Annotated in this window: 21 protein-coding genes; 14 read left to right on the top strand and 7 right to left on the bottom strand. The window is 65.9% G+C overall.

Annotated elements, in window-relative coordinates:
* Positions 1 to 205 precede the first annotated feature (205 nt).
* The 4 genes from EA472_RS03390 to EA472_RS03375 all read left to right on the top strand — a co-directional run bounded on the left by EA472_RS03390 (position 206) and on the right by EA472_RS03375 (position 3274).
* Entirely contained in the window at positions 206 to 1297 is a 1092-nt protein-coding gene (locus EA472_RS03390; RefSeq protein ID WP_124190104.1) for an amidohydrolase family protein, read from the top strand.
* Positions 1294 to 1656, top strand: coding sequence for a Rieske (2Fe-2S) protein (locus EA472_RS03385; protein WP_124190103.1), 363 nt, complete (start codon positions 1294 to 1296; stop codon positions 1654 to 1656). Before EA472_RS03390 ends, EA472_RS03385 begins: the two co-directional genes overlap by 4 nt.
* Positions 1657 to 1730: 74 nt before the next feature.
* Entirely contained in the window at positions 1731 to 2870 is a 1140-nt protein-coding gene (locus tag EA472_RS03380; RefSeq protein WP_124190102.1) for an alpha-hydroxy-acid oxidizing protein, read from the top strand.
* A gap of 98 nt (positions 2871 to 2968) precedes the next feature.
* A complete protein-coding gene (locus tag EA472_RS03375) occupies positions 2969 to 3274 on the top strand; it encodes a ubiquitin-like small modifier protein 1 (protein WP_165874808.1) in 306 nt (101 codons plus the stop codon).
* Positions 3275 to 3287: 13 nt separating this feature from the next.
* Here EA472_RS03375 and EA472_RS03370 read toward each other — a convergent pair whose 3' ends face one another.
* Positions 3288 to 4949 (bottom strand): aldehyde ferredoxin oxidoreductase family protein, encoded by a 1662-nt coding sequence (locus EA472_RS03370; protein ID WP_124190100.1) that lies wholly within the window; start codon positions 4947 to 4949, stop codon positions 3288 to 3290.
* A gap of 271 nt (positions 4950 to 5220) precedes the next feature.
* Between EA472_RS03370 and EA472_RS03365 the strand changes: the two genes are divergently transcribed.
* The 9 genes from EA472_RS03365 (at position 5221) to EA472_RS03325 (ending at position 14060) form a co-directional block, all read left to right on the top strand.
* Positions 5221 to 6282, top strand: coding sequence for a WD40/YVTN/BNR-like repeat-containing protein (locus EA472_RS03365; protein WP_124190099.1), 1062 nt, complete (start codon positions 5221 to 5223; stop codon positions 6280 to 6282).
* Positions 6283 to 6466: 184 nt separating this feature from the next.
* Positions 6467 to 7384: a CoA transferase subunit A gene (locus EA472_RS03360; RefSeq protein WP_243637766.1), complete on the top strand. Its 918-nt coding sequence runs from the start codon at positions 6467 to 6469 to the stop codon at positions 7382 to 7384.
* The gene (locus tag EA472_RS03355) at positions 7385 to 8155 is read left to right on the top strand and encodes a CoA-transferase subunit beta (protein WP_124190098.1); all 771 of its coding nucleotides are present in this window, start codon (positions 7385 to 7387) and stop codon (positions 8153 to 8155) included.
* Between the two features lie 151 nt (positions 8156 to 8306).
* Positions 8307 to 9275, top strand: a complete 969-nt coding sequence (locus EA472_RS03350) for an amidohydrolase family protein (RefSeq protein WP_124190097.1) — start codon at positions 8307 to 8309, stop codon at positions 9273 to 9275.
* Positions 9276 to 9484: 209 nt separating this feature from the next.
* Entirely contained in the window at positions 9485 to 11119 is a 1635-nt protein-coding gene (locus EA472_RS03345) for an FAD-dependent monooxygenase (protein WP_124190096.1), read from the top strand.
* A gap of 108 nt (positions 11120 to 11227) precedes the next feature.
* A complete protein-coding gene (locus EA472_RS03340) occupies positions 11228 to 11686 on the top strand; it encodes a MaoC family dehydratase (RefSeq protein ID WP_165874807.1) in 459 nt (152 codons plus the stop codon).
* Between the two features lie 83 nt (positions 11687 to 11769).
* Positions 11770 to 12438 (top strand): cysteine hydrolase family protein, encoded by a 669-nt coding sequence (locus tag EA472_RS03335; protein ID WP_165874806.1) that lies wholly within the window; start codon positions 11770 to 11772, stop codon positions 12436 to 12438.
* Positions 12439 to 12599: 161 nt separating this feature from the next.
* Entirely contained in the window at positions 12600 to 13367 is a 768-nt protein-coding gene (locus EA472_RS03330) for an enoyl-CoA hydratase/isomerase family protein (RefSeq protein WP_124190093.1), read from the top strand.
* A gap of 87 nt (positions 13368 to 13454) precedes the next feature.
* A complete protein-coding gene (locus tag EA472_RS03325) occupies positions 13455 to 14060 on the top strand; it encodes a GNAT family N-acetyltransferase (RefSeq protein WP_124190092.1) in 606 nt (201 codons plus the stop codon).
* A 66-nt stretch (positions 14061 to 14126) separates the two neighbouring features.
* Here the strand turns inward: EA472_RS03325 and EA472_RS03320 are convergent, their stop codons facing one another.
* From EA472_RS03320 to EA472_RS03295, 6 genes are all read right to left on the bottom strand, one after another.
* On the bottom strand, positions 14127 to 14945 hold the full coding sequence (locus EA472_RS03320; RefSeq protein WP_124190091.1) for an enoyl-CoA hydratase/isomerase family protein: 819 nt from the start codon (positions 14943 to 14945) through the stop codon (positions 14127 to 14129).
* Positions 14942 to 15823 (bottom strand): 3-hydroxyacyl-CoA dehydrogenase family protein, encoded by an 882-nt coding sequence (locus EA472_RS03315; protein WP_124190090.1) that lies wholly within the window; start codon positions 15821 to 15823, stop codon positions 14942 to 14944. Before EA472_RS03315 ends, EA472_RS03320 begins: the two co-directional genes overlap by 4 nt.
* An 87-nt stretch (positions 15824 to 15910) precedes the next feature.
* The gene (locus EA472_RS03310) at positions 15911 to 17314 is read right to left on the bottom strand and encodes a zinc ribbon domain-containing protein (RefSeq protein ID WP_124190089.1); all 1404 of its coding nucleotides are present in this window, start codon (positions 17312 to 17314) and stop codon (positions 15911 to 15913) included.
* On the bottom strand, positions 17311 to 18483 hold the full coding sequence (locus EA472_RS03305; protein WP_124190088.1) for a thiolase domain-containing protein: 1173 nt from the start codon (positions 18481 to 18483) through the stop codon (positions 17311 to 17313). The genes EA472_RS03310 and EA472_RS03305 overlap by 4 nt, the downstream gene beginning before the upstream one ends.
* Positions 18484 to 18543: 60 nt before the next feature.
* Positions 18544 to 19965: an MATE family efflux transporter gene (locus tag EA472_RS03300; RefSeq protein WP_124190087.1), complete on the bottom strand. Its 1422-nt coding sequence runs from the start codon at positions 19963 to 19965 to the stop codon at positions 18544 to 18546.
* Positions 19966 to 20153: 188 nt separating this feature from the next.
* Positions 20154 to 21221: an ABC transporter substrate-binding protein gene (locus EA472_RS03295; RefSeq protein ID WP_165874805.1), complete on the bottom strand. Its 1068-nt coding sequence runs from the start codon at positions 21219 to 21221 to the stop codon at positions 20154 to 20156.
* Between the two features lie 166 nt (positions 21222 to 21387).
* On the opposite strand from EA472_RS03295, the gene EA472_RS03290 reads away from it, so the two are divergent.
* A complete protein-coding gene (locus EA472_RS03290) occupies positions 21388 to 21780 on the top strand; it encodes a universal stress protein (protein WP_124190085.1) in 393 nt (130 codons plus the stop codon).
* Positions 21781 to 21811: the final 31 nt, after the last annotated feature.

The raw sequence follows: 21811 nt of genomic DNA, 5'->3' as shown, positions 1-21811 counted from the left end.
AACGTTGACACCAGGTGGCGAATCCGCGGCCCGACCCGACGACAGAGAACCGATCGAACCGCCGCAAGGCAGCGAGACGAGACCGCCCGCCGAAAGTAGCCGCGTACCGTCTCCCTGCCCGAGTTACCTGCCGTCGGTCCCGGTATCGGACGCATCCCATGCCGGTTTCCGAATAATTTATACGATAACGGAGTTAGTCACTATCATGGCATCGTTTACCGTTACCGACGCGGACGCGCACTACTTGGAGGATCTAAGTAGGTTGTCGGAGTATCTCGAGGACGACAACCCCTGGAAGGGACGATTCGGCGGCGACGGAAAAGACAGCAGGGAGGACGTCGGCAGCGTGCCGGTCAACATCTTCCCCTCGAGCACCGGCTCGCGCAACCTGTACGGGCGGATTCAACGAGACGAGGTGTCGTATCCCGGCGAGGAGATGACTGCCGACGACGTGCCGCGGATCATGGCGCATCTGGGCCTGGACAACTGCGTTCTCCTCTCGCAGAAGATGCTCACGTTCGCCCGGCTCAAAGCCGACGACGAGCGGGCGAACGTGCTCGCGAAGACGTACACCGAGTACATGCTCGACCAGGTCGTCGACCCCGACGAGGGCGTTTACACGATGATCCCCGTTCCGTGGCAGGATCCGGAGTACGCGGTCGAACTCCTCGACGAGTACGGCGACGAACGAGGAATCTGTGGTGCGTGTATGATCACGGGCGGCGCGGAGCCCCCGATGGGGAACCGCAAGTACGATCCGATCTACGAGATCGCGGAGAAAAAGGACATCGCGATCAACTTTCACACCGGCGGCGGCGGTCTCGACGAGTTCCACCAGAAAGGCTACGAGAAGTTCATCGAAACCCACACGCTCGGCTTCCTCTACAACAACGCCTCCCAGATCGTCAGCGTCGTGATCCAGGGCGTTCCCGAGAAGTTCCCCGACCTCAAGATCGCCTTCCAGGAGTCGGGGCTGTTCTACGTCCCGACCGTGATGCACCGCCTCGACGCCGAGTACCTGAAACGCCAGTCCGAAGCACCGCTGCTCGAAAAGCGCCCGAGCGAGTACATGAAGGAGTTCTACTACGGCATTCAGCCGATGGAACTGCCCGAGAAAGAGGAGTACCTCGAGCAGATCATCGAGATGATCGGCGGTCCCGACCGGCTCATGTACGCCTCCGACTACCCACACTGGGACTACGACAGACCGTCGGTCATCACCGAGCGACCGTTCCTCGACGAAAGCGAGAAACAGCGGATTCTCTCGGGGACGGCCGAGGAGGTGTTCGGCATATGAGCCGAACCCACGTCGGCTCGGTCGACGAGTTCGAACACGGCGACCGCACGCTCACCAGCGTCGACGGAACGTCCGTGGGCGTCTTCTGCGTCGACGACGAATTCTACGCGCTCGAGAACGAGTGTCCCCACCAGGGCGGTCCCGCCTGCTCCGGCCGCATCGGCGGCGAAATCGTCGCCGAGATTCCGGAGCCCGGAAAGCGAAAGGAAGAGCGCATCTCCGACAACCTGGTCGTCGCCTGTCCGTGGCACGGGTGGGAGTTCGAGATCGAGACGGGAATCCACCTGGGCGACGACAGCATCTGCCTCGAGAAGTTCGAAGTCGTCGTCGAGGACGGCGAAGTGTACGTGACGAGCTAACGCATCGTTCGAACGCGACCGTCACCGCGTTCGAGACGTACTGTCGGTGAGCGCGTTCCGCCGAACCGAAATTCATGACGGATTCACCTCTATATCGTCGAAAACGGGAGATCGAAACCGAACGACGGGCCGTGCCGCTCGCCTTCGACGAACTGGAACGGGCGGCGCTCGAGCGACTGTCCCCGGACGCGGAGGCGTACGTGACCGCGAGCGCCGGCGCGGGAGAGACGGCGTCCGCGAATCGAGCTGCGTTCGACCGCTTCCGAATCGTTCCGCGAGTCCTCCGAGACGTCTCGGATCGAACGCTGAGCGTCGAACTGTTCGGCGAGACGTTCCCGTATCCGCTGATGCTCGCCCCCGTCGGCGGACAGACGAAGTACCACGAGGATGGCGAGCTGGCCACCGTCCGGGGCGCAGCCGACGCCGACGTGCCGTTCGCAGTGAGCACCGCTTCGGCTCACACCATCGAGGCCATCGCGGACGAACGCGACGACGCGACGCTTCTCTTTCAGCTGTACTGTACGCCGGATCGGGAGGAGACGACCGAACTCGTCCGGCGAGCCGAGCGTGCGGGATACGCCGGCATCCTGCTGACTGTCGACTTCCAGGTGCCCCGATGGGCGCCCGAAACCGCCGCCAGCACCAACGATCGACTGTACGAGAGCACGCTCGCCAACGTGAACTCCGATTCGGACGACGAAGGAACCGACGCGACGAGCGATCAACTCCCTCGAGACGAGTCCATGACGTGGGACGATCTCGCGTTCCTGACGGCGGCGACCGATCTTCCGATCTATCTCAAGGGGGTCGTCCACCCCGACGACGCGCGACTGGCCGTCGAACACGGGATGGACGGGGTCGTCGTCTCCAATCACGGCGGTCGACAGATCGACGGCTCGATCGCGGCGCTCACCGCACTGACGGACGTCGTCGACGCCGTCGACGGCGCGGTTCCGGTGCTGTTCGACAGCGGCGTCCGCGGCGGCGCGGACGTCTTCAAAGCGGTCGCACTCGGCGCGGACGCCGCGTTCATCGGCCGCCCGTACGTCTACGGGCTGACGCTCGCGGGAGAGCGCGGCGTCTACGAGGTGACCCACAACGTCCTCGCGGAACTGGACAGCGTCCTCGGACTCTCCGGCCACGACTCGATCGCGGACGTCGATCGGTCCGCGCTCGTCGACGCCGACGAGCGGGGAAACTCGCTAGCTCGCTAGCACACCGGACGTCGATCCGACCCGACGGCGACGGTCCGACCGCGTGACGATCACGACGACCCGACAACGTTTTTGTCCCGATGCGGGAAACTACCGCTATGAACGTGGAAGTCAGGGTGTTCGGGCCGTTTCACGACGTCGTCGGGACGCGCAGTATCACGTGTCCCGTCCCGTCGGAGCCGACGGTGGGTGGCGTCCTCGAGGAACTCGTCGAACGTCACCCCGACCTCGAGTCGCACCTCTACGAGGACGGCGAACTCGCGGACCGGCTCGCGATTACGAAGAACAAGTCCCACGTCGGCCAGCTCGAGGGTCTCGAGACGCCGATCGAGGGTGGCGATACGATCCGGATTTCCCCGCCGATCAGCGGCGGCGCGAACGAGCCGGTTCGAACGAAATCCTGAGCGCTAATTCTGGCTACGAGACGCGGGCTTCGTCTGCGAACTCGGACTCCGGCACGGTGCCGTCGTCGTTCCAGCCCCGCCGTTCGTAGTACTCGTCGAGTGCGTCTTCGAAGCCGTCGAGGTCGTACGGCAGCGTGTCGTCCTCGCGGGTGACGCCGCGCTGGTTGTGGAAGTGGCGCTCCAGTTCGACGATTCGGTTGCCGACCGAAAGCAGGTCGTCGTAGTCGGCGTCGAGCAGCCCTTCGTAGACGGACTCGTCGACGTGTCGACCGGAGAAACGACAGATGATCGCGGAGTCCTCGAACGCGCGGTGGTTCTCGCGCTCGATGACGAGTTCGGGTTTCCCCTCGAGCGTCTCGTTCTCGAGGTCGCCGTACTCGAGAACCAGCGTCGACGTGTAGAGGTGGTCAGCGCCCCGGTTCGAGACGGCGTAACTCAGCCCCTGCCCCCAGAGCGTTCGGCCGTCGTGTGCGGCGAAGTCCAACCCCTTGACGGACCAGTCCTCGACGCCGAGGTCGTCGTGGGCGCGGGCGACGCCTTCGGCGAGCGTGTCGCCGATTCCCTCCCGGTGGGCGATCTTCTCGGTCAGCTCGTGAACGAGGTCGGCGTTCCCGAACTCGTCCTCGCTCGCGAGGTAGGCCGCGACGGCGTTTCCGGCCGAGATCGTGTCCATGCCGAGCGTGTCACAGAGTTCGTTCGACTTCATCACCGCGACGATGTCGTCGACGCCGCAGTTCGCGCCGAACGAGAACACCGTCTCGAACTCGGGACCTTCCGTCTCGAGGCCGGTCTCCTCGTCCCGGGTCGGCAGCTTGCAGGCGAACGCACAGACCGAACAGCTTCCCTTCTTGTACTTTTTCTCCTCGACGCGGTCGCCGCTGATGCCGTCGATGTTCTCGAAGCCCATCTCCGAGAAGTACCGCGTCGGCACGGAGTAGTTCTCGTTGATGAAGACCGTGCCCGCCGTCGTCCCCTGACGGCGTTTCATATCGTCCGAGGTGGCGGCGTCCCTGTGGACGCTCATCTCCACGTCGCCGTCGAGTTCGACCGATGGCGTGCTGTCGCCGCGGAACGAGAGACACTTGACGTTCTTCGAGCCGAGAACCGCGCCGTGGCCGCCGCGGCCGAACGCCCGCGAGTCGAACGTCATCGCGCTCGCGAACCGAACCAGGTTCTCGCCGGCGGGTCCGATCGAGACCAGGTTGTCCGGTTCGAGGTCGTGCTCGTCGGCCATGTGCTCGGACACCTCGGGAACCGTCGCTCCTTTGAGCGAGGAGACGTCTTCGAACTCCACGCCGTCGTCCGTGACGTGGACGGCGACCAGCTCGTCGCTCGAACCGACGATCTCGACCGCGCTGTAGCCGGTCCCGGTGAAGTTTCGCGAGAGGAAGCCGCCCGCGTTCGACGAGCAGATGCCGTTGGTCAGCGGCGAGAGCGTGGTCATGCTCATCCGTCCCGTGAAACTCATCTGGGACATCTGCAGCGGGCCGGTCGTGAGGTAGACGCGGTTTTCGGGTCCGAACGGCTCGGCGTCGAAGGGGATGTTGTCGTGGGCGAGTTTCGTCCCGACGCCCCGGCCACCGATGAACTCCCGAAGGACGTCGTCTATCGATTCCTCCGTGGCGGTCCTGTTCTCGACGTCGATTCGCAACAGCGGGCCGATGGCGTGTTTCATTCTACCAGTATCGAGTTTCTCAACTGTAATAAATGCACCTCTACGGGCATCGAACGAAGGCGGACGGATTGACGCGCTCGTCGGTGGCGAGTGAACCGAACGCCTCGAGCCGAACGGAATTGCGTTCGATTCGCGGACGTTCCGAACGGGTGGGCACGGTGGATGAAACGCGCGCACGATCGTCGCCCGAACCTCGATTGCGAGACACTCACCGCGAGCGGGAAGGGAAAGAGGACTAACTATATATGGATTCTGTCCCTTCTACAAGCCGATGGCGCTTTTGATGGGCACGGACGACGGATTGTATCGCGCAGAACGCCTCCCGTTCGAAAACGGGGACGCTGAGCGGGTCCTCGACTGCGGGCGGGTGACACAGGTCGAGGACCTGACCCACGCCGAGGGCGTCTTCGTCTGCTCGACGGCCGGAGCGTTCCGGTCGCGCGACGGCGGCCGGACGTGGGACGAACTCGACGTGCCGAAGGGCGGCCGATACTGGTTCGAGGGAGATAGCGTCGTCTTCTCGCTGCAGGCGACCGCCGACGGCGCGCTGTACGCGGGGACGAACTTGCCGGCACTCTACCGCTCGTTCGACGACGGAGAGACCTGGCACGAACTGCGCGGGTTCCAGGATCTGCCCTCGCGACCGCACTGGGAGTCGCCGGAGGACCCAAAGCGAGCGCGGATCCGAAACATCGAGTCGGCTCCGAACACTCGTAATCGGCTCATCGTCAGCATCGAGGTCGGCGGCGTCCACGTCAGCGAAGACGGCGGCGAGACGTGGATCGACCGCAGGGAGAACATCGAAGACGACGTCCACCACGTCCTGCCGTTGACCGCGGACTGCTGGCTGGCGGCGACCGGTTACTTCGACCTCGAGCTCGAGCACGTCGGTCTCCAGACCGGGCTCGGCCACGCGACGGGCTGGGGCGGGCTGTACCGGACGACCGACGCCGGAAAGACCTGGAAGCGCCTGGATCCGGGCAACGAGTACTCCTACATCCGGCGGGCGTTTACCCACGACGGAACGGTGTTTTTCAGCGGCGCGAACGGCGCGCCGCCGGCCTGGGAGAACGACGACCACGAGGCGGCGCTGTTCGAGTCGACGAACTTCGGGCGCACGTTCGAACGCGTCTCCTATCCGGGCGAGCCGAACGAAGTGATCGAGGACTGGGTGGTCGACGACGACGGCACCGTCCTCTGTGGGGGCGGGCTGTTCGACATCCCGGATCCGCGCCTGGACGTCGACGGGCGGATACTGCGTCGCGATCACGACGGGGAGTACGAGACGGTCGGAACGGTGCCCTCGAGCGTCGGCCGAATCGAACTGGTGTGACGGGGTCGTCGCGACCGTCGTCGGACGCGGACGGAACTGCTTCCGTGGCCGACGACGAAAGAGGGGCTGGATTTATCACCGTTGGATCGGTACCAAACCCCATGAAAATCGGCGAACGAGTGATTCGGTCCAGCGGACGAGCGAACGGTCCCACCGGGCGGGCGTTCGCGGAGGGACCGCACCGATGACGGACGTCCTCGAGATGAGCGAGGCGATCTCGCGGACGGTCGAGGACGGACAGCGCATCTACCTCGGCGGGTTCACTCACCTGATTCCGTTCGCGGCCGGCCACGAGATCATTCGACAGGGGTACGAGGGGCTAAACCTGATTCGGGCGACTCCCGATCTGATCTACGATCAGCTGATCGCAGCGGGCTGTGCGAGCGCGGTGACGTTCTCGTACGCGGGGAATCCGGGCGTCGGAAGTCTCCGGGCGTTCCGCCGCGCGGTCGAAGACGGCGAGCCGAACGAGGTCGACCTCGAGGAGTACTCCCACTTCGGGCTCGTCTCGCGCCTCGAGGCGGGGGCGAAGGACCTTCCGTTCGTTCCGCTCCGGAGCTACGTCGGCTCGGACTATCCTGAGCACAACGACGCCATTCGGTTCGTCGAGAACCCCTACGACGACGGGATCGACGAGATTGCGGTCGTCCCGCCGTTGAAACCCGACGTCGCGATCGTCCGAGCCCAGCGAGCGGACGAGGACGGAAACGCCCACCTGTGGGGGATCACCGGCGAGATCGTGGAGGCGGCGTTCGCAGCCGACACGGTCGTGTTGTGCGTCGAGGAGATCGTCGACCGATCGGTGATCCGAAGCGACCCCAACAGGACCCACATTCCGGGCACCGTCGTCGACTGCGTCGTCGAGGAACCGTACGGCTCGCACCCGTCGTACGCCCAGGGGTACTACGACCGGGACAACGACGCCTACCTCGAGTGGGACGAGATCAGCGAGACGCACGAGTCGACCCAGGAGTGGCTCGCGGAGTGGGTCCACGGCGTCGACGGTCGCGCGGAGTACCTCGAGAAGCTCGGAACGAGGCGGCTGCTCGATCTGCAGCCGAGAAGTAACCTCTCCGTGCCGATCGACATGGGGGACTACTAAATGAGGGCGTACACCGACACCGAACTGATGATCTCGCGGGCCGCACAGGAACTCGAAAACGGCGACACGACGCTCGTGGGCGTCGGCGTCCCTAACCTCGCCTGCAACCTGGCGAAACGGACGCACGCGCCGGACCTCGAGATGATCTACGAGTCGGGGACCATCGGATCCGATCCCTCGCGGTTGCCGCTTTCGATCGGCGATCCGGTCCTCGCAACGAACGCACGGAGCGTCGTTCCGATGACCAAGGGGTTCGGCTACTACCTGCAGGCCGGCCGCATCGACGTCGGCTTCCTCGGCGGCGCTCAGATCGACCGCTGGGGGAACATCAACTCGACGGTCATCGGGGAGTACGACGACCCCGCGGTTCGGCTCCCCGGCAGCGGCGGTGCCTGCGAGATCGCGAGCAACACCGATCGGACGATCATCATCGCCCCACACAGCGAGCGCCGGTTCCCCGCGGAGGTCGACTTCGTGACGAGTCCGGGCTACGTCGGCGGTCGGGAAAATCGCGAGTCGCTGGGACTTCGGGGCGGTCCCGAGGCCGTCATCACCGACAAGGCCGTCATGCGCTTCGACGACGACGGCGAGATGATCGTCGCCTCCCTCCACCCGAACGTCTCGAAGACGGACGTCCGGAACGCGACCGGCTGGGACGTTCAGTTCTCCGCGGACCTTGGCGAAACGCGGACGCCGACCGACGACGAGATCGACCTGATCAGAAACGACCTCGATCCGGACGGCATCTACACGGGCGGGGACGGCGACTGATCGGCCGGTCCGACCGGCCTCCTTCCGCGACCGTCTCTCGAGACCGGATGACGAACGACGAAATCTACCGAAACGTCGACACGGGCTCGAGCACCGACGGCGACCGGCCGAAAGACACAATCGTTATAAATATGGGAAGTGATACCAGGACATGGTTCAGCGCATCGACGCGTTCGCACACATTACGCCGCCGGAGTTTTACGAGGAGATGAGCGAGGTTCACTCGACGCCCGCGCTTCACAACCTCTACTTCGAGCCGATCTGGAACGTCGACCGGCGACTCGAGGACATGGACGACCACGGCATCGACAAGCAGGTTCTCTCGCTCGCGAATCCGCCGATCTGGCGGGGGATCGACCCCGAGGACGCGCTCCCGCTGACGCGACTCGCGAACGACCTCGTCAGGGAGATCGCGGACGAGCACCCGGATCGGTTCGTCCCCACGGCGACGATCCCGTTTACGACCGACGCGTACGTGGAGGAACTCGAGCGCTGTCTCGGCGACCTCGACATGCGCGGCGTCCAGATCTTCTCGAACGTCGACGGCCGACCCGTCGACTCGCCGGGGCACATGGCGCTGTACGAGACGGCGGCGAACGCGGGCGCGCCGGTGTGGCTCCACCCGCAGCTCCACGAGTGGTACGACTGGCTCTCGGAGTACGAGGTCCACCGGACGATCGGCTGGCCGTTCGACACGACGGCCGCGATGATGCGGATGGTGTTCGGCGGCGCGTTCGAGGAGAACCCGGACCTCGACGTCATCGTTCACCACCTCGGCGGGATGGTTCCGTTTTTCATCGGACGCATCACGACGTTCTTCGAGGCCCGCGTGAACAACCCGGACATGTACCCGGAGTTCGAGGCACCGGAGTTCTCGACGACCGTTCGTGAGCAGTTCCAGAACTTCTACGGTGATACCGTGATCGGCGGCGAGCTCGCGCCGTTCGAGTGCGGTCGGAGCTTCTTCGGCGACGACGGCGTCGTCTTCGCGACGGACTACCCGTTCGGTCCCGAGGGCGGCCGTCGGTTCATGAAACAGGCCGTCGACGTCGTCGAAACCGTCGAGGACGAGGACGCTCACGAGGCGATCTCGAGCGCCAACATTCGGGCGCTGCTGTAATCTCCGGGAAACGACCGAGTAGACGGGATCGACCGTCGCGCTTCGAACCGAGCGGTGAGGGGGCGGCCGACCGGGTTTTCGGGCGAACAACGTTCGAGACGGCTCTCGCCGGCTCTGTAACCGCTCGAGCGCAACGACCGCCACTCTGCAAGCGGAAGAGACGGTGCGTATAAGTAGTTCTGTCCGGAATCACGGTATAGGTGTAACGTGTGAGCGAGCCACAAACGGAGACGCAGGTGCTGATCGCCGGCGGCGGCCCGACCGGGCTCTCGGCGGCCGCCGAACTCAACGAACACGGAATCGATACCCTGATCGTCGAACCGCGAACGTACGTCAGCCACACCAATCCGCGAGCGAAGCTGACGAACGTGCGGTCGATGGAACACTTCCGGCGATGGGGGGTCGCAGACGACATCCGCGAGGCGGCGAACCTTCCCGTCGACTGGTCACGGGAGGTGGTCTTTTGCACCAGTCTGTTCGGCGACGAGCTCGCCCGGTTCGACAACGTCTTCGGACAGAAAGAGTCCGAACAGTACGCCGAAACCGCCCAACAGATTCCGCAGTACCTCGTCGAAGACACGCTCCGGGAGTCCGTCCGCGAGATGCCGTCAGTGACGCTCGAGACGGGGTGGCGCGTCGAGTCCCTCGAGCAGGACGAAGACGGCGTTCGCGCGACGGTCGAAAGCTGTATCGAGCGACAGACCATCTCCGAGGGGGACCGCCGCGAGATCAGCGCGAACTACTTGCTGGGCTGCGACGGTGCCCGGAGCACCGTCCGCGAGCAGATCGGCTCCTCGTTCGAGGGCGACGTCAACCCGCGCAACAACCTCGGCGTCGTGTTCCGCGCTCCCGACCTCGCCGAGCGCCACCACCTCGGGCCGGCGGTTCACTACTGGACGCTGAACAGCGAGATCCAGGGCTTCATGGGCCGGCTGGACCTCGAGGACAAGTGGTGGCTGATCGCCGTCGGCGTCGACGATCCGAACGCCGTCGACCCGCGGGAGATCATCACGAAGATGGTCGGCGACGAAGTCGACGCGAAGGTGCTCACGACCGACCCCTGGTCGGCCAGAATGCTGCTCGTGGACGAATCCCGTAACGGACGGGTGTTTCTCGTCGGCGACGCGGCTCACCTCAACCCGCCCTGGGGCGGCCACGGCTACAACACCGGCGTCGGCGACGCGGTCGACGTCGGCTGGAAGGTCGCGGCGGTGCTGAACGGGTGGGGCGGATCCGAGCTGCTCGAGACGTACGAGGCCGAGCGTCGCGACGTCCACGCGGACGTCATCGACGTCTCCACGGAGAACATGCAGTCGTCGCCGGCCGACCTGATTTCCGACGAACTCGATGACGACGACAACGTCGACGAGGACGCCTACGAGAAAATCGGCCAGGAGATCTACGAGAAGAAGAAACTCGAGTTCCACAGCCTCGGACTCGTCCTCGGCTACCGGTACGACGACTCGCCGATCGTACTCGACGGCGAGACGCCGCCGCCGAAGTCGGGGACCGTGGAGTACTACCCGACGAGCTATCCCGGCTCGCGGCTTCCCCACGCCTGGCTGAACGACGGCAGGTCGATCTACGACCTGCTCGGCAGCGACCTCACGCTCGTCCGATTCGACCGGAACGTCGACGTCGCGCCCTTCATCGCGGGCGCAGAGCGGGCTGGCGTCCCGCTCGAGGTGGTCGACGTCGACGCCGACGAGGTGGCACACGAGTACAAGAAACCGCTTGTGCTCGTGCGGCCGGACCAGCACGTCGCATGGTGGGGCGACCGGTGTCCGGACGATCCCGCGGCCGTCCTCGAGCGGGTCAGCGGGCAACGAGTCGACCGGTCGTAACACGGAGTTCTGCGGAGGAACGGGTTCGCGCACGTTCTGCGAACGCGCGAGACGAATCCGACGAAGGCGAGACAAATGATTTATCTCGAGTCTCGCACTGTGTCGCGTATGGTCGTGTACTTCGAGGACGTCGAGGTCGGCTACGAGGCCGAGCTGGGAACCTACGAGATGTCGAAGGCGGAGATCGTCGAGTTCGCCGAGCGGTACGATCCGCTCCCGATCCACACCGACGACGAGGTGGCGAGTCAGTCCAGTCACGGGGGCGTGATCGCGAGCGGCTTCCACACGTTCGCCGCGGCGAACCGGCTCGTCACGGATCAGTTCAAGTCGAACCTGGCGGTCGTCGCCGGCCTCGGGATCGACGACCTGCGGTGGCACAACCCGGTGAGACCGGACGACGTGCTCACCGTTCGGATGGAGATCCTCGAGAAGCGACGCTCCGAGGGCGATCCGAGCCGGGGGATCTTCCGACTCGAGGTGACCGCCGAGAACCAGCGCGGCGAGGACGTCGTCTCGTTCGTCGATACGGGAATGGTTCGGGTTCGGGATTCGGACCCAGCGCAGTAGCGGGACGACCGGACGACGTGATGGAACGACGAGTTCGTGACCGCGACGAAACAGCTATGGACCTCGATGAGGTACGACAACATATGTCACTCGATGACGTCGAGGCCGACCTCGAGATCGATCCCGAAGAGACCGCCGTGATCGTCGTCGACATGGAAAACGACTTCGTCGCGGAAGGCGCTCCGCTCGAGACGCCGATGGGACGGGCGTTCGCCGACGAACTCGAGGCGTTCCTCGAGGGCTGTCGCGACGCCGGCTCGCAGATCATCTACACGACGCACGTCCACCGGGAGTCCGGCTGCGACATGGGGACGATGGCCGACATCTGGGCGCCGATCGAACAGCGCGCGGGGCTCGTCGACGAGACGGAGGGCGTCGAGATCTACGACCAGATCGCCCCGCAGGACGATGACATCCTGATCAAGAAACACCGCTACAGCGGCTTCTACGGGACGGACCTGGACATCATTCTCCGAAACTCCGGCATCGAGAACGTGGTCATCACCGGCGTCACCACCGAAAACTGCTGTGCGATGACCGCCCGGGAGGCGCAGTTCCGGGATTACCGCGTCGTCTTCCTCGCGGACCTGACCGGGACGTTCGACTACCCCGACCAGGGATTCGGCGAACGCAGCGCCCAGGAGATTCACGAGACGGTCTGTACGATCATAGGGACGAGCGTCGGAACGCTGGCGACGGCCGACGACGTGCTCGAGGCGTTCGGGACGCGGGCGGTCGCATCGGACGATTGATACGGTTTACTGTCCGTCAGTTCCGGCGCACCTGCGACCCGGGCGGCGGGCGCACCGGCACATCGTGACAGTAATCCGTATGAGGAGGACAACGACGGTCCGGCCGTCTCCGGCGAACCGCTTGGGTATCTTTATTCCGGACCCGGACGAACGACGGCGTAATGGTACGAGCAACGACGGACGGTCGAGTCCGGACGCTGACGTTGGATCGCCCGGAGTCGAAGAACGCGCTTACGCCCGACGCCGCGATCGAGACCGCCGAGGCCATCGAGGACGCCGTCGCCGCCGACGTGCGAGCGATCGTGCTCACGGGCGAGGGAGACGCCTTCAGCGCGGGCGGGGACGTCGAGGCGATGGACGAACGCGACGAGACGCCCCGCGAGTCCTACGAGCGGATGTCAGAGACGATGAACGCGGTGATCGAGACGATCCTGAACGCACCGGTTCCGGTCGTCGCGAAGGTCAACGGCGACGCCATCGGGGCCGGGACGAACCTCGTCGCCGCCTGCGACTTCGCCATCGCGAGTCGCGAGGCTCGCTTCGGCGAGGTGTTCGTCAACGTGGGGTTGATCCCCGACAGCGGCGGCACGGTGATCCTCCCGCGACTCGTCGGCCTCCGGACGGCCAAGGAGCTCGCGATGACCGGACGGATCTTCGACGCCGAGGAGGCCGAACGGCTGGATCTGATCAACAGGGCCGTCGGTCCCGACGACCTCGAAGACGAGGTCGACTCGCTGCTGGCGACGCTCGGAAACAGGCCGACGGAGACGCTCGCGCTGACCAAGCGGGGCTTTCACGGGAACGTCCACCGATCGCTCGACGAGGGCCTCGAGTACGAGGCGCTGTTGCAGTCGCTCGCTTACGGCACCGACGCCCACGATGAGGGCGTCGCCGCGTTCCTCGAGAAACGGGATCCCGAGTTCCGGTAGCGCCGCCACGAACCTCCAGGCATCGAGAATTCCCAGCCGATGGTATTCGGGAGAACCGTTATGTGACTCATGAGCCAGGTATCTGTCATGGAATCGAACGAATCCGTCGCGTGCGACCGCTGGGACAACGGCGACTGCACAGGAACGCCGTTCTGTCCGCCCCGCTGTCCCAGATTCGTCGACGGGGAGGGCGAGCCGATGCTCGTCGAGCCGGCGCGCGAGGACGACTACTACCCGCTCGTGAAGATGTACGACGAGATGGGCGCACAGGAACAGACGATGGGCATTCCGCCGCTAACCAGGAACAAAGTCGAAGAGTGGATCCAGCGGCTCTACCGACGGGGGTGGAATCTGGTCGCGAAACACGACGACCGCGTGGTCGGACACGTCGGCGTGACGCCGACGGACTCCGACGAGCCGCAGTTCGTGATCTTCGTCGCGCCCGGCTACCAGAACCGCGGTATCGGCTCGGAGCTGATGAAACACGTGATCGCTTACGCCTCGGACCGCGGCTACGACGCCCTCACGCTCGACGTCGCCCGGGAGAACCGTCGGGCGATCACCGTGTACAAGAACGTCGAGTTCGAGGTGACGGACTCGAAGGCCGGCGAGGTCGAGATGGCGCTCTCGCTCGAGAAATCGATCGCCGAGGAATCGAAGCTCCCGCCCGGAAAGCGGGATCAGTGCGCCTGATCGCGCGGCCGAACGCGGTCCCGTTCCGTCGGCGACTCCGTCGAGCGCGTTCCGATCGCTCGCGTCCTACCTCCCCTCCCACTCGGGTTCTCTGTCCTCGAAGAACGCGTCGATCCCCTCGTTTTTGTCCTCGGTGGCGAACAGCTGCGAGAACAGCTCCGCCTCGTACTCGATGCCGGACTCGAGGGGCATCGTCGCGCTCGCCGTGACGGCCTTCTTCGCGAACTCGAGGGCGATCGGGCTCTTGGTGGCCATCGCCTCGGCAAGGTCGTAGACGCGGTCGTCGAGTTCCTCGTCGTCGTCGCAAACCTCGTCGACGAGGCCGATGTCGGCCGCCTCGCCGGCGTCGATCAGTTCGCCGGAGAGGATCAACCGCAGCGCCTGGCCCTCGCCGACGAGCCGGGGGAGCCGTTGCGTGCCGCCCCCGCCGGGGATGAGTCCGAGGTTGATCTCGGGCTGGCCCAGCTTCGCGCGTTCGTGGGCGATCCGGACGTCACACGCCTGTGCGAGTTCGCAGCCGCCGCCGAGAGCGTGGCCGTTGAGCCGGCCGATCACCGGCTGCGGGAGATCGGCAACCAGTTCGTAGACGCGGGGCCGTTTGCTGACCTCGCGCTGTTCGATCGCGTTTCGCTCGCGCAGTTCGGAGACGTCCGCGCCGGCGACGAACGCCTTGGCCTCGTCGGCTCCCGTCAGTACGACGACGCGGACGTCGCTGTCCTCGATCGCGCGCATGGTCGCTTTGAGCTCCGAGCGGACGGTTGCGTTGAGCGCGTTGCGGGCATCGGGTCGATCGATCGTGACCGTCGCGACGTGCTCGACGCGGTCGCCGACGTCGACGTGGACCGTCTCGAACTCGTCGTCGACGGACTCGAGGTCGGCGCTCATCGGTCACCCTCCACGGCGTCGTCGACGATCTCGCCGTCCTCCCAGACGTAGAATCCCTCGCCGGATTTCTTGCCGAGGTTACCTGCGCGCACCTTCCGCTTGAGCGTCTGCGGCGGTTTGAACCGCTCGCCGAGTTCCTCCCGAAGGTACTCGAGGATCTCGAGTCTGACGTCCAGTCCGACCACGTCGGTCAGCTCGAGCGGGCCCATCGGGTGGTTGTAACCGAGTTCCATCGTGGTGTCGATGTCCCGCGGCGAGGCGACGCCCTCCTCGACCATCCGGATCGCCTCGACGCCGAGGGCGACGCCGAGTCGCGAGGAGGCGAAGCCGGGCGTGTCGGTCACCTCGACGGGAACTTTCTCGATCCCCTCGGTGAACTCGTGGGCGAACGCGACGGTCTCGTCGCTCGTCTGCTCGGCGACGACGATCTCGACCAGCGTCATGATGTGAACCGGGTTGAAAAAGTGCAGGCCGATCACCCGCTCTGGGTGGTCGGCGGCGCTCGCGATTTCCGTGACCGACAGCGAGGAGGTGTTCGACGCGATGACCGCGTCCGCGACCACGTTCTCCTCGACCGTCTCGAGGGTGTCGACCTTGAGCTCCATCCGCTCGGGGATCGCCTCGATGACGAGGTCGGCTCCCGTGACGGCCTCGGCGAGGTCGGTCGTCCCGCTGATCCGCTCGAGGGTTTCGTCGGCTTTCTCGCGGCTCACCTTGTCTCGGGCGACGCCGCCCTCGAGGTTGTCCTCGATCGCGCTCACGCCGTCCTCGACGAGCGACTCGTCGATGTCCCGGATGGTGACGTCGTGGCCACCCATCGCTGAAACCTGTGCGATACCGTGTCCCATCGTTCCGGCACCGAGTACGGTGACGTTCATACCTTCGTCTCTGTGAGCGGTCGATAAAGAGGTTATCATCGAGCGGACCGAGGTCGAAGAAGGTCGAACGGCCCGGTCTGGCTGCCGTTACCGCGGCCGCACTTTGAAGCCGTACCGGATGACGTCCTCCTGTTCGTAGATGCGCCGGATCGTCGCCTCGACGTGGTCGCCGACCTCGACCGAGCCGATCACCTGTGCGGGAACGCTCACCGTCTCGCCGCCCGGGCCGTCGAACGCGACGACGGCGCTCTGGAACGCGCCGTCTCGGGCCTGCTGTTCGACGAACTCCGGTGGCGCGCCGCCCTGCTGGATCGTCGTCACCGCCTCGACCGTCCCCGTTCCGGGCAGGCGGATCGGCTCGTACTCGACGAGACCGCCGCAGCCGTCACACGCGCCGTCGGGCGGGAACGACAGCACCCCGCAGTCGGGACAGACGCCCGCCTCGAGCCGGTGGCGCTGCGGAATCGAGCGCTTCCAGGTCGGGACGCTGACGTACGCGCCGCCGCCGTCGGGTTCGCCGCTCGTGAGTTCGCCGCGCCGGCGCAGGTAGCGGGCGTACGACAGGTCGTCGCCGTCCGCATCCGTCTCGAGGGTCGTCTCGACGCCGTCGTTCTCGACGACGAGCGCCGTGGCTGACGCGCCGCTGCCGTAGCCGGCGATCAGGACCCGCTCCGCGCCGTCGTCGACGGCGGCGGCGAACGAGAGCAGCGCGCTCGCCGCGCCGACGTCGCCGAGGTCGTGGACGGTCGCACAGCGCTGGATGTCGTCCGTCTCGACGCCGAGCGCTCCGGCGGCCCGGTAGGGCAGTTTTCCGTTCGGGGCCTGGACCGCGGCGGCGTCGATCCCGTCGACGTCGACGCCGTCCGCGGCGTCCCCCAGCGTCTCGGAGAACGACGACCGCTCGTAGGCGGTCGCGTCCAGACTCGTCGTCTCGCCGGAGCCGTGCGGGCGGAACCGGGTTCCGGGGTACGGCTCGGAGGCAGTCGCCCGGTCGACGACCGGCGCCGAGCCGTCGGCGGCGAGGACGAGCGCAACGGCGCCCGCACCCGCGGCGTGTTCGATCGCGCTGTCGGGCGCACCACGCGGCGCGTCGCTCGCGACGACCAGCGTGGCGGTGTCGTCCGTCCGCTCGAGGGCGCTCGTCAGCGCGTCGACGCCGGCGAGGGTACTCCCCGTCTGGAGTTCCGTCTCGACGCTTCGGTCGAGTCCGAGCATGCTCGCGAGCCTCGGCGTCGGGTCCTCTTCGTCCATCGGCGGCGTCGTGGTGGCGAGGAGGAGGCCGTCCACGTCGCCGGCGTCGACCGCCGTCGTCTCGAGGGCGATCGTCGCAGCCTCGGCAGCCATCGTCAGCGAGTCCTCGTCGACGCCGGGGACCGCCTTCTGCCGGATGCCCGTTCCGCCGAACGTCCCGAGCGCCTCCGTGAACTCCTCGGCGGAGATGCGGTCGGCCGGAGCGTACGCGCCGACGCCCGCGATGGAACGGTCCGTCATTCCGCCACCTCCCGTTCGAAGACGTGAACGACGGCAGCGCCGCCGCTTCCACCCACGTTGTGGGTCAGCCCGCGCCGGGGATCGTCGAGCTGTCTCTCCCCCGCGTTGCCGGTGAGCTGTTTGAACACCTCGGCGACCTGGCCGGTGCCGGTCGCGCCGATGGGATGGCCCTTGGATTTGAGGCCGCCCGAGGGGTTGACCGGGAGGTCGCCGTCGAGGTCTGTCGTCCCGTTCTCGAGCAGCGTGGGCGCTTCGCCGCGCTCGCAGAGTCCGAGGTCCTCGTAGGCGAGCACCTCCGCGATGGCGAAGCAGTCGTGGACCTCCGCGAAGTCGATCTCCGCCGGGCCGACGTCGGCCATCTCGTAGGCCGCCTCCGCCGCGCGCTCGCTCGCGGGGATCGCCGTGTACGTGTCGCGGTCCGCGAGTCCGACCGGGTCCGACGACGCCCCGACGCCGGCGACGCGGATCCGGTCGCCGTCGTAGTCCTCGAGGAACGCCTCGCTGGCGACGAGAGCGACCGCGGCACCGTCCGAGGTCGGACAGCAGTGATAGAGGTTCAGCGGATCCGCAACGGGGGCCCCACCCTCCGCGTCCTCGAGCGAGCAGGTAAAGCCCAGGTGGGCGTTCGGATTTTTCGCGCCGTTGGCGTGATTCTTTACGGCGACCCGCGAGAACGGTTCGGTGTCGACGTCGTAGCGGTCCATGTAGGCGCTGGCCATCTGGGCGTAGACGCCGGCGAAGGTGGTTCCGGTCAGGCGCTCCCACTCGGTCTCGCCGCTGACGCCCAGCCAGTACTTCGTGAGGTCGCCGCTCATGTCGGTCATCACCTCGAAGCCGCCGGCGACGACGAGGTCGGCCATCCCGCTTCGGACCGCCTGAACGGCCTGTCGAACGGCGTAACCGCCGGCCGCACAGGCGTTCTCGACGCGGGTGCAGGGCACTCCATCCAGACCGACGTGCTCGGTGACCGCGGGCCCGGAGAGGCCGAGCTGGCGGCCGCCGACGCCGAGCGTGCCGATCACGGCTTCGTCGACGTCGTCGGAGTCGATCGTTCCGTCCGTACTTTCGAGCGCCGACTCGTACGCTCGCTGGAACAGCGACCGATAACTCTCGTCGGCGAAGGCACCGAACGGCGTCTGTCCGGCACCGATTACGTACGCTTCCGTCATACCTGGGAGTACGCCGCTGCGAGCAAATAGTTTGGGATATTCGGTGTGACGGGGCGGTGCTCAGTTCGTCGACTGTTCCGCCCGCTTTCGAATGGAACGGCTGACGCCGCGCCACGCGCCGGTTCGGTAACGATAGAGCGTGATCGCCGCCGAGATGTACGTCTCGGTGAGCATGGCGACGTACAGCGCGGCCACGCCGAGCGGGGTGATCACGCCGAGATACGCGACGGGGATCGTGAACACGTAGAGACCGACGAGCGCACCGTAGAACGGCCAGCGGGTGTCGCCGGCCCCGCGGAGCGCGCCGGTCGCGGAGGAGTCGATGCCGAGGCCGATGGTCGCGAGCGCCGCGAGCTGAACGAACGTCGAGGCGTGCGAGAGCGCCTCCGGATCGTCGACGAACACGAGCGCGATCTGGTCGGCAAAGAGGATCACGACCGACGCGAACGCGACGTACGCGACGAACGAAAAGCGGATGATCTCGTCGCCGTAGTTCGTCGCCATCCCCTCCTCGTCGGCACCGAGGTGACGTCCGACGAGGCTGCTCGAGGCGATCGAAAAGCCCCACGAGAGGCTGTTCATCAGGTCGCGGACGCGACGACCGATTTCGTAGGCGGCGACGACGACGGAGCCGAAGAAGCCGGCGATGGCCAGCAGCGGGAACACCGCGACGGCGCGCGAAACCTCCTGAAAGATCAGCGGCGTGCTAACCCGGACCAGCGGCTGCAACAGGGTGGTGTCGATCGTCGGCCCCGAGAGCGTCAGCCTGACCGGCAGGCTCCCGCGGCGCGGATACGGTCGGCCGAGCAGTCCCCACGCCAGTCCGGCGGTGATGAGGACGGTCGCGACGACCGTTCCGATCGCGGCACCGGCGACGCCCATCCCGAATCCGAAGATCAACACCGCGTTGATGAGGATGTTGAGCGCCGCACCCCCCGCCCGGATGACCATCGGCGTGAAGGTGTCGCCGACGCCGGCGAACACCCTGCTCGCGATCTTGTTGTAGAACTCGAACAAAAGCGCCGGCGCGAGCAACGTGAGGTAGATCGTCCCGTACTCGAGGGCGGCTGGCTCGGCGCCGAGCAGGCCGATGAGCGGTTCCGCACCGAACCAGAACAGCGCGATAAACGGCAACGAAAACGCGGTCGCGAGCAGACAGCTCTGGGTGATCGCCCGGTTGGCCATGTCCGACTGGTCGCCGCCGTAGTACTGGGAGACGAGGCTGATCGTTCCGCCGGAGAGACCCAGCGAGAGGCGTTCGACCAGCTGCCAGTACGCGTAAGCGAACGCGAGTCCCGCGATGGCGGGAGCGCCGAGAACGATTCCGACCATCGCGACGTCCGCGGTCTGCTTCGAGGTGCGCGCGAATCCCGTCACCACCCGTGGCCAGGCGAGATCCAGAGTCGCCCGCAGGCGGGACCGCTCGATGACGTTTCCGCGCTCGAGGAGAGTCGCGAGGAAGGACGCGAGAGAGCGAAGCATTGGAATGGATAAAGGACCAAACTGCGGTTTAACGGTTGAGAAAGGGGCAAGCCCGAACCCTTGTCACCGGTGCAGCCGGAAACCGATCCTCACTGGGACCGGATCAACACGCCGAACACCGGGATCGGAGTCGACCCGTCGTGGCCGAATCGCCGCCGACTCTCGCTCGGTCGTCGCCGCGACCCGACTCAGATGCGGATGAAGCCGTCGTCGATGCGATCGTCCTCCTCGAGGATGCCCGTGTCGACCAGGACGTCCTGGCTGCGCTCTAAGTTCTCCGCCGGGATGTCCCCGTCGCGCGGCCAGACGTCGATGTCCCGAACCGTCTCGAGCGACCGCTCCCAGATGTCCTGTCCGTAGTCCGGGAAGACGTCGCCGCCGCCGGCCAGCGACTGCTCGGTCACCTCGACCAGGTCGCCGTCGTAGGTGGCCTCGTACGAGGCGCTGAGTTCGTCGGCCATCGTCCGATAGAGATCGGTGTTCTCGTCGTAGGTCTCCTCGAGCGTGATCCACGCCGAGGCGAGGTTCGACTGGAGACGCTCGTACTCCCAGGGTGCAGCCAGGATCGATCCGATCCCCTCTTCCTCGGCGTTGAGCGCGGCGCTGTAAGGAACGATCGCGGCGTCCACCTCGCCCGCCTCGAGCGCAGCGAGTCGGTCGGTCGCGCCGAGGATGTTGATCAGGTCGACCGCGTCCGATCCGAGCTCCTCGTCGATCATCACCTCGCCGACGACGGTCGACATCGAGTTCGGCGAGTGCGTCGCCGCCCGTCCGCCCTCGAGGTCGTCCCAGGTGTCGACTTCGGGACTCGAAATCATCACGAAGACGTACTCGTCGAGGAAGCCGCTGAACGCGACGACCGGGAAGCCCTCGTTGATCGCACCGACGATGCCTTCGACCGTGAGGTAGCCGAAGTCGATCTCACCGCTGATGAGCGCGGCCACCATCGGCGTGAATCCGTTGAACATCGTCCGCTCGAGCGTCGTTCCCTGCTCCTCGAGACTGGACTGGAACTCGCCGTAGATCGGGAACGCGTACACCGGCTCCGTCGGCGACGGCACGCCGATCTGAATCTCGTCGGGGAAATCCACGTCGTCTGCGCCGTCGTCGGTTTCGCCGTTACCGCCGTCGTCGGTTCCGCCGTTGCCGTCGTCCGTGCCGTCACCGTTTTCGTCGCCCACGCAGCCTGCGAGTCCCACCACGCTGGCACCGATCGCCGATTTGAGCACTGTCCGCCGGTCTGGGTACGTTACCATATCGCACAAATATATCGTCCCTGAATATGAAGGTTTCCACTCGCGTGCGGACAGGTCACCACCGGCAACCGAGTTGGGACGGAGAACGGGAGCGTGAAATCGAAACTCCAGACAAACGAAAACGACCGGTTCCATTTATCACTCCGGCCGCAGTCCTTCGATACGTATGTTCCACGTCGTAGCAGGCGTCGACGACAACGAAGAACGGGCACTCGAGCAAGCCGAGACGATCGCCTCGCTCCCGGCAGCGCCGGACGAGATCACCGTGACCGTCGTACACACGTTCACGTTCAAGGCACCCGACACCTCGATCGACGACATCGAGGCCGTCGCCGCGGTGGCAGAGACCCTCGAGGAACGGGGGATCCAGTGCGAGGTCCACGAGGGGAACGGAGAACCGTCGGAGTATCTCGTCCAGTACGCGGCAGAACAGGGAGCAGACCTCATCTGCGTGGGCGGGAGAAAGCGGACGCCGGCCGGGAAAGCGCTGTTCGGCAGCGTCTCACAGCAGGTGTTACTGGGTTCGGATCGGCCGGTCCTCGTCACGCCGAACCCGTAAGAACACCGACGAGTATTTTTCGTCACTAACG

The sequence above is a fragment of the Natrarchaeobius oligotrophus genome (assembly GCF_003841465.1).
In the GTDB taxonomy this organism is placed as follows: Archaea; Halobacteriota; Halobacteria; order Halobacteriales; family Natrialbaceae; genus Natrarchaeobius; species Natrarchaeobius oligotrophus.
This window is presented reverse-complemented; position numbering and strand designations above follow the sequence as displayed.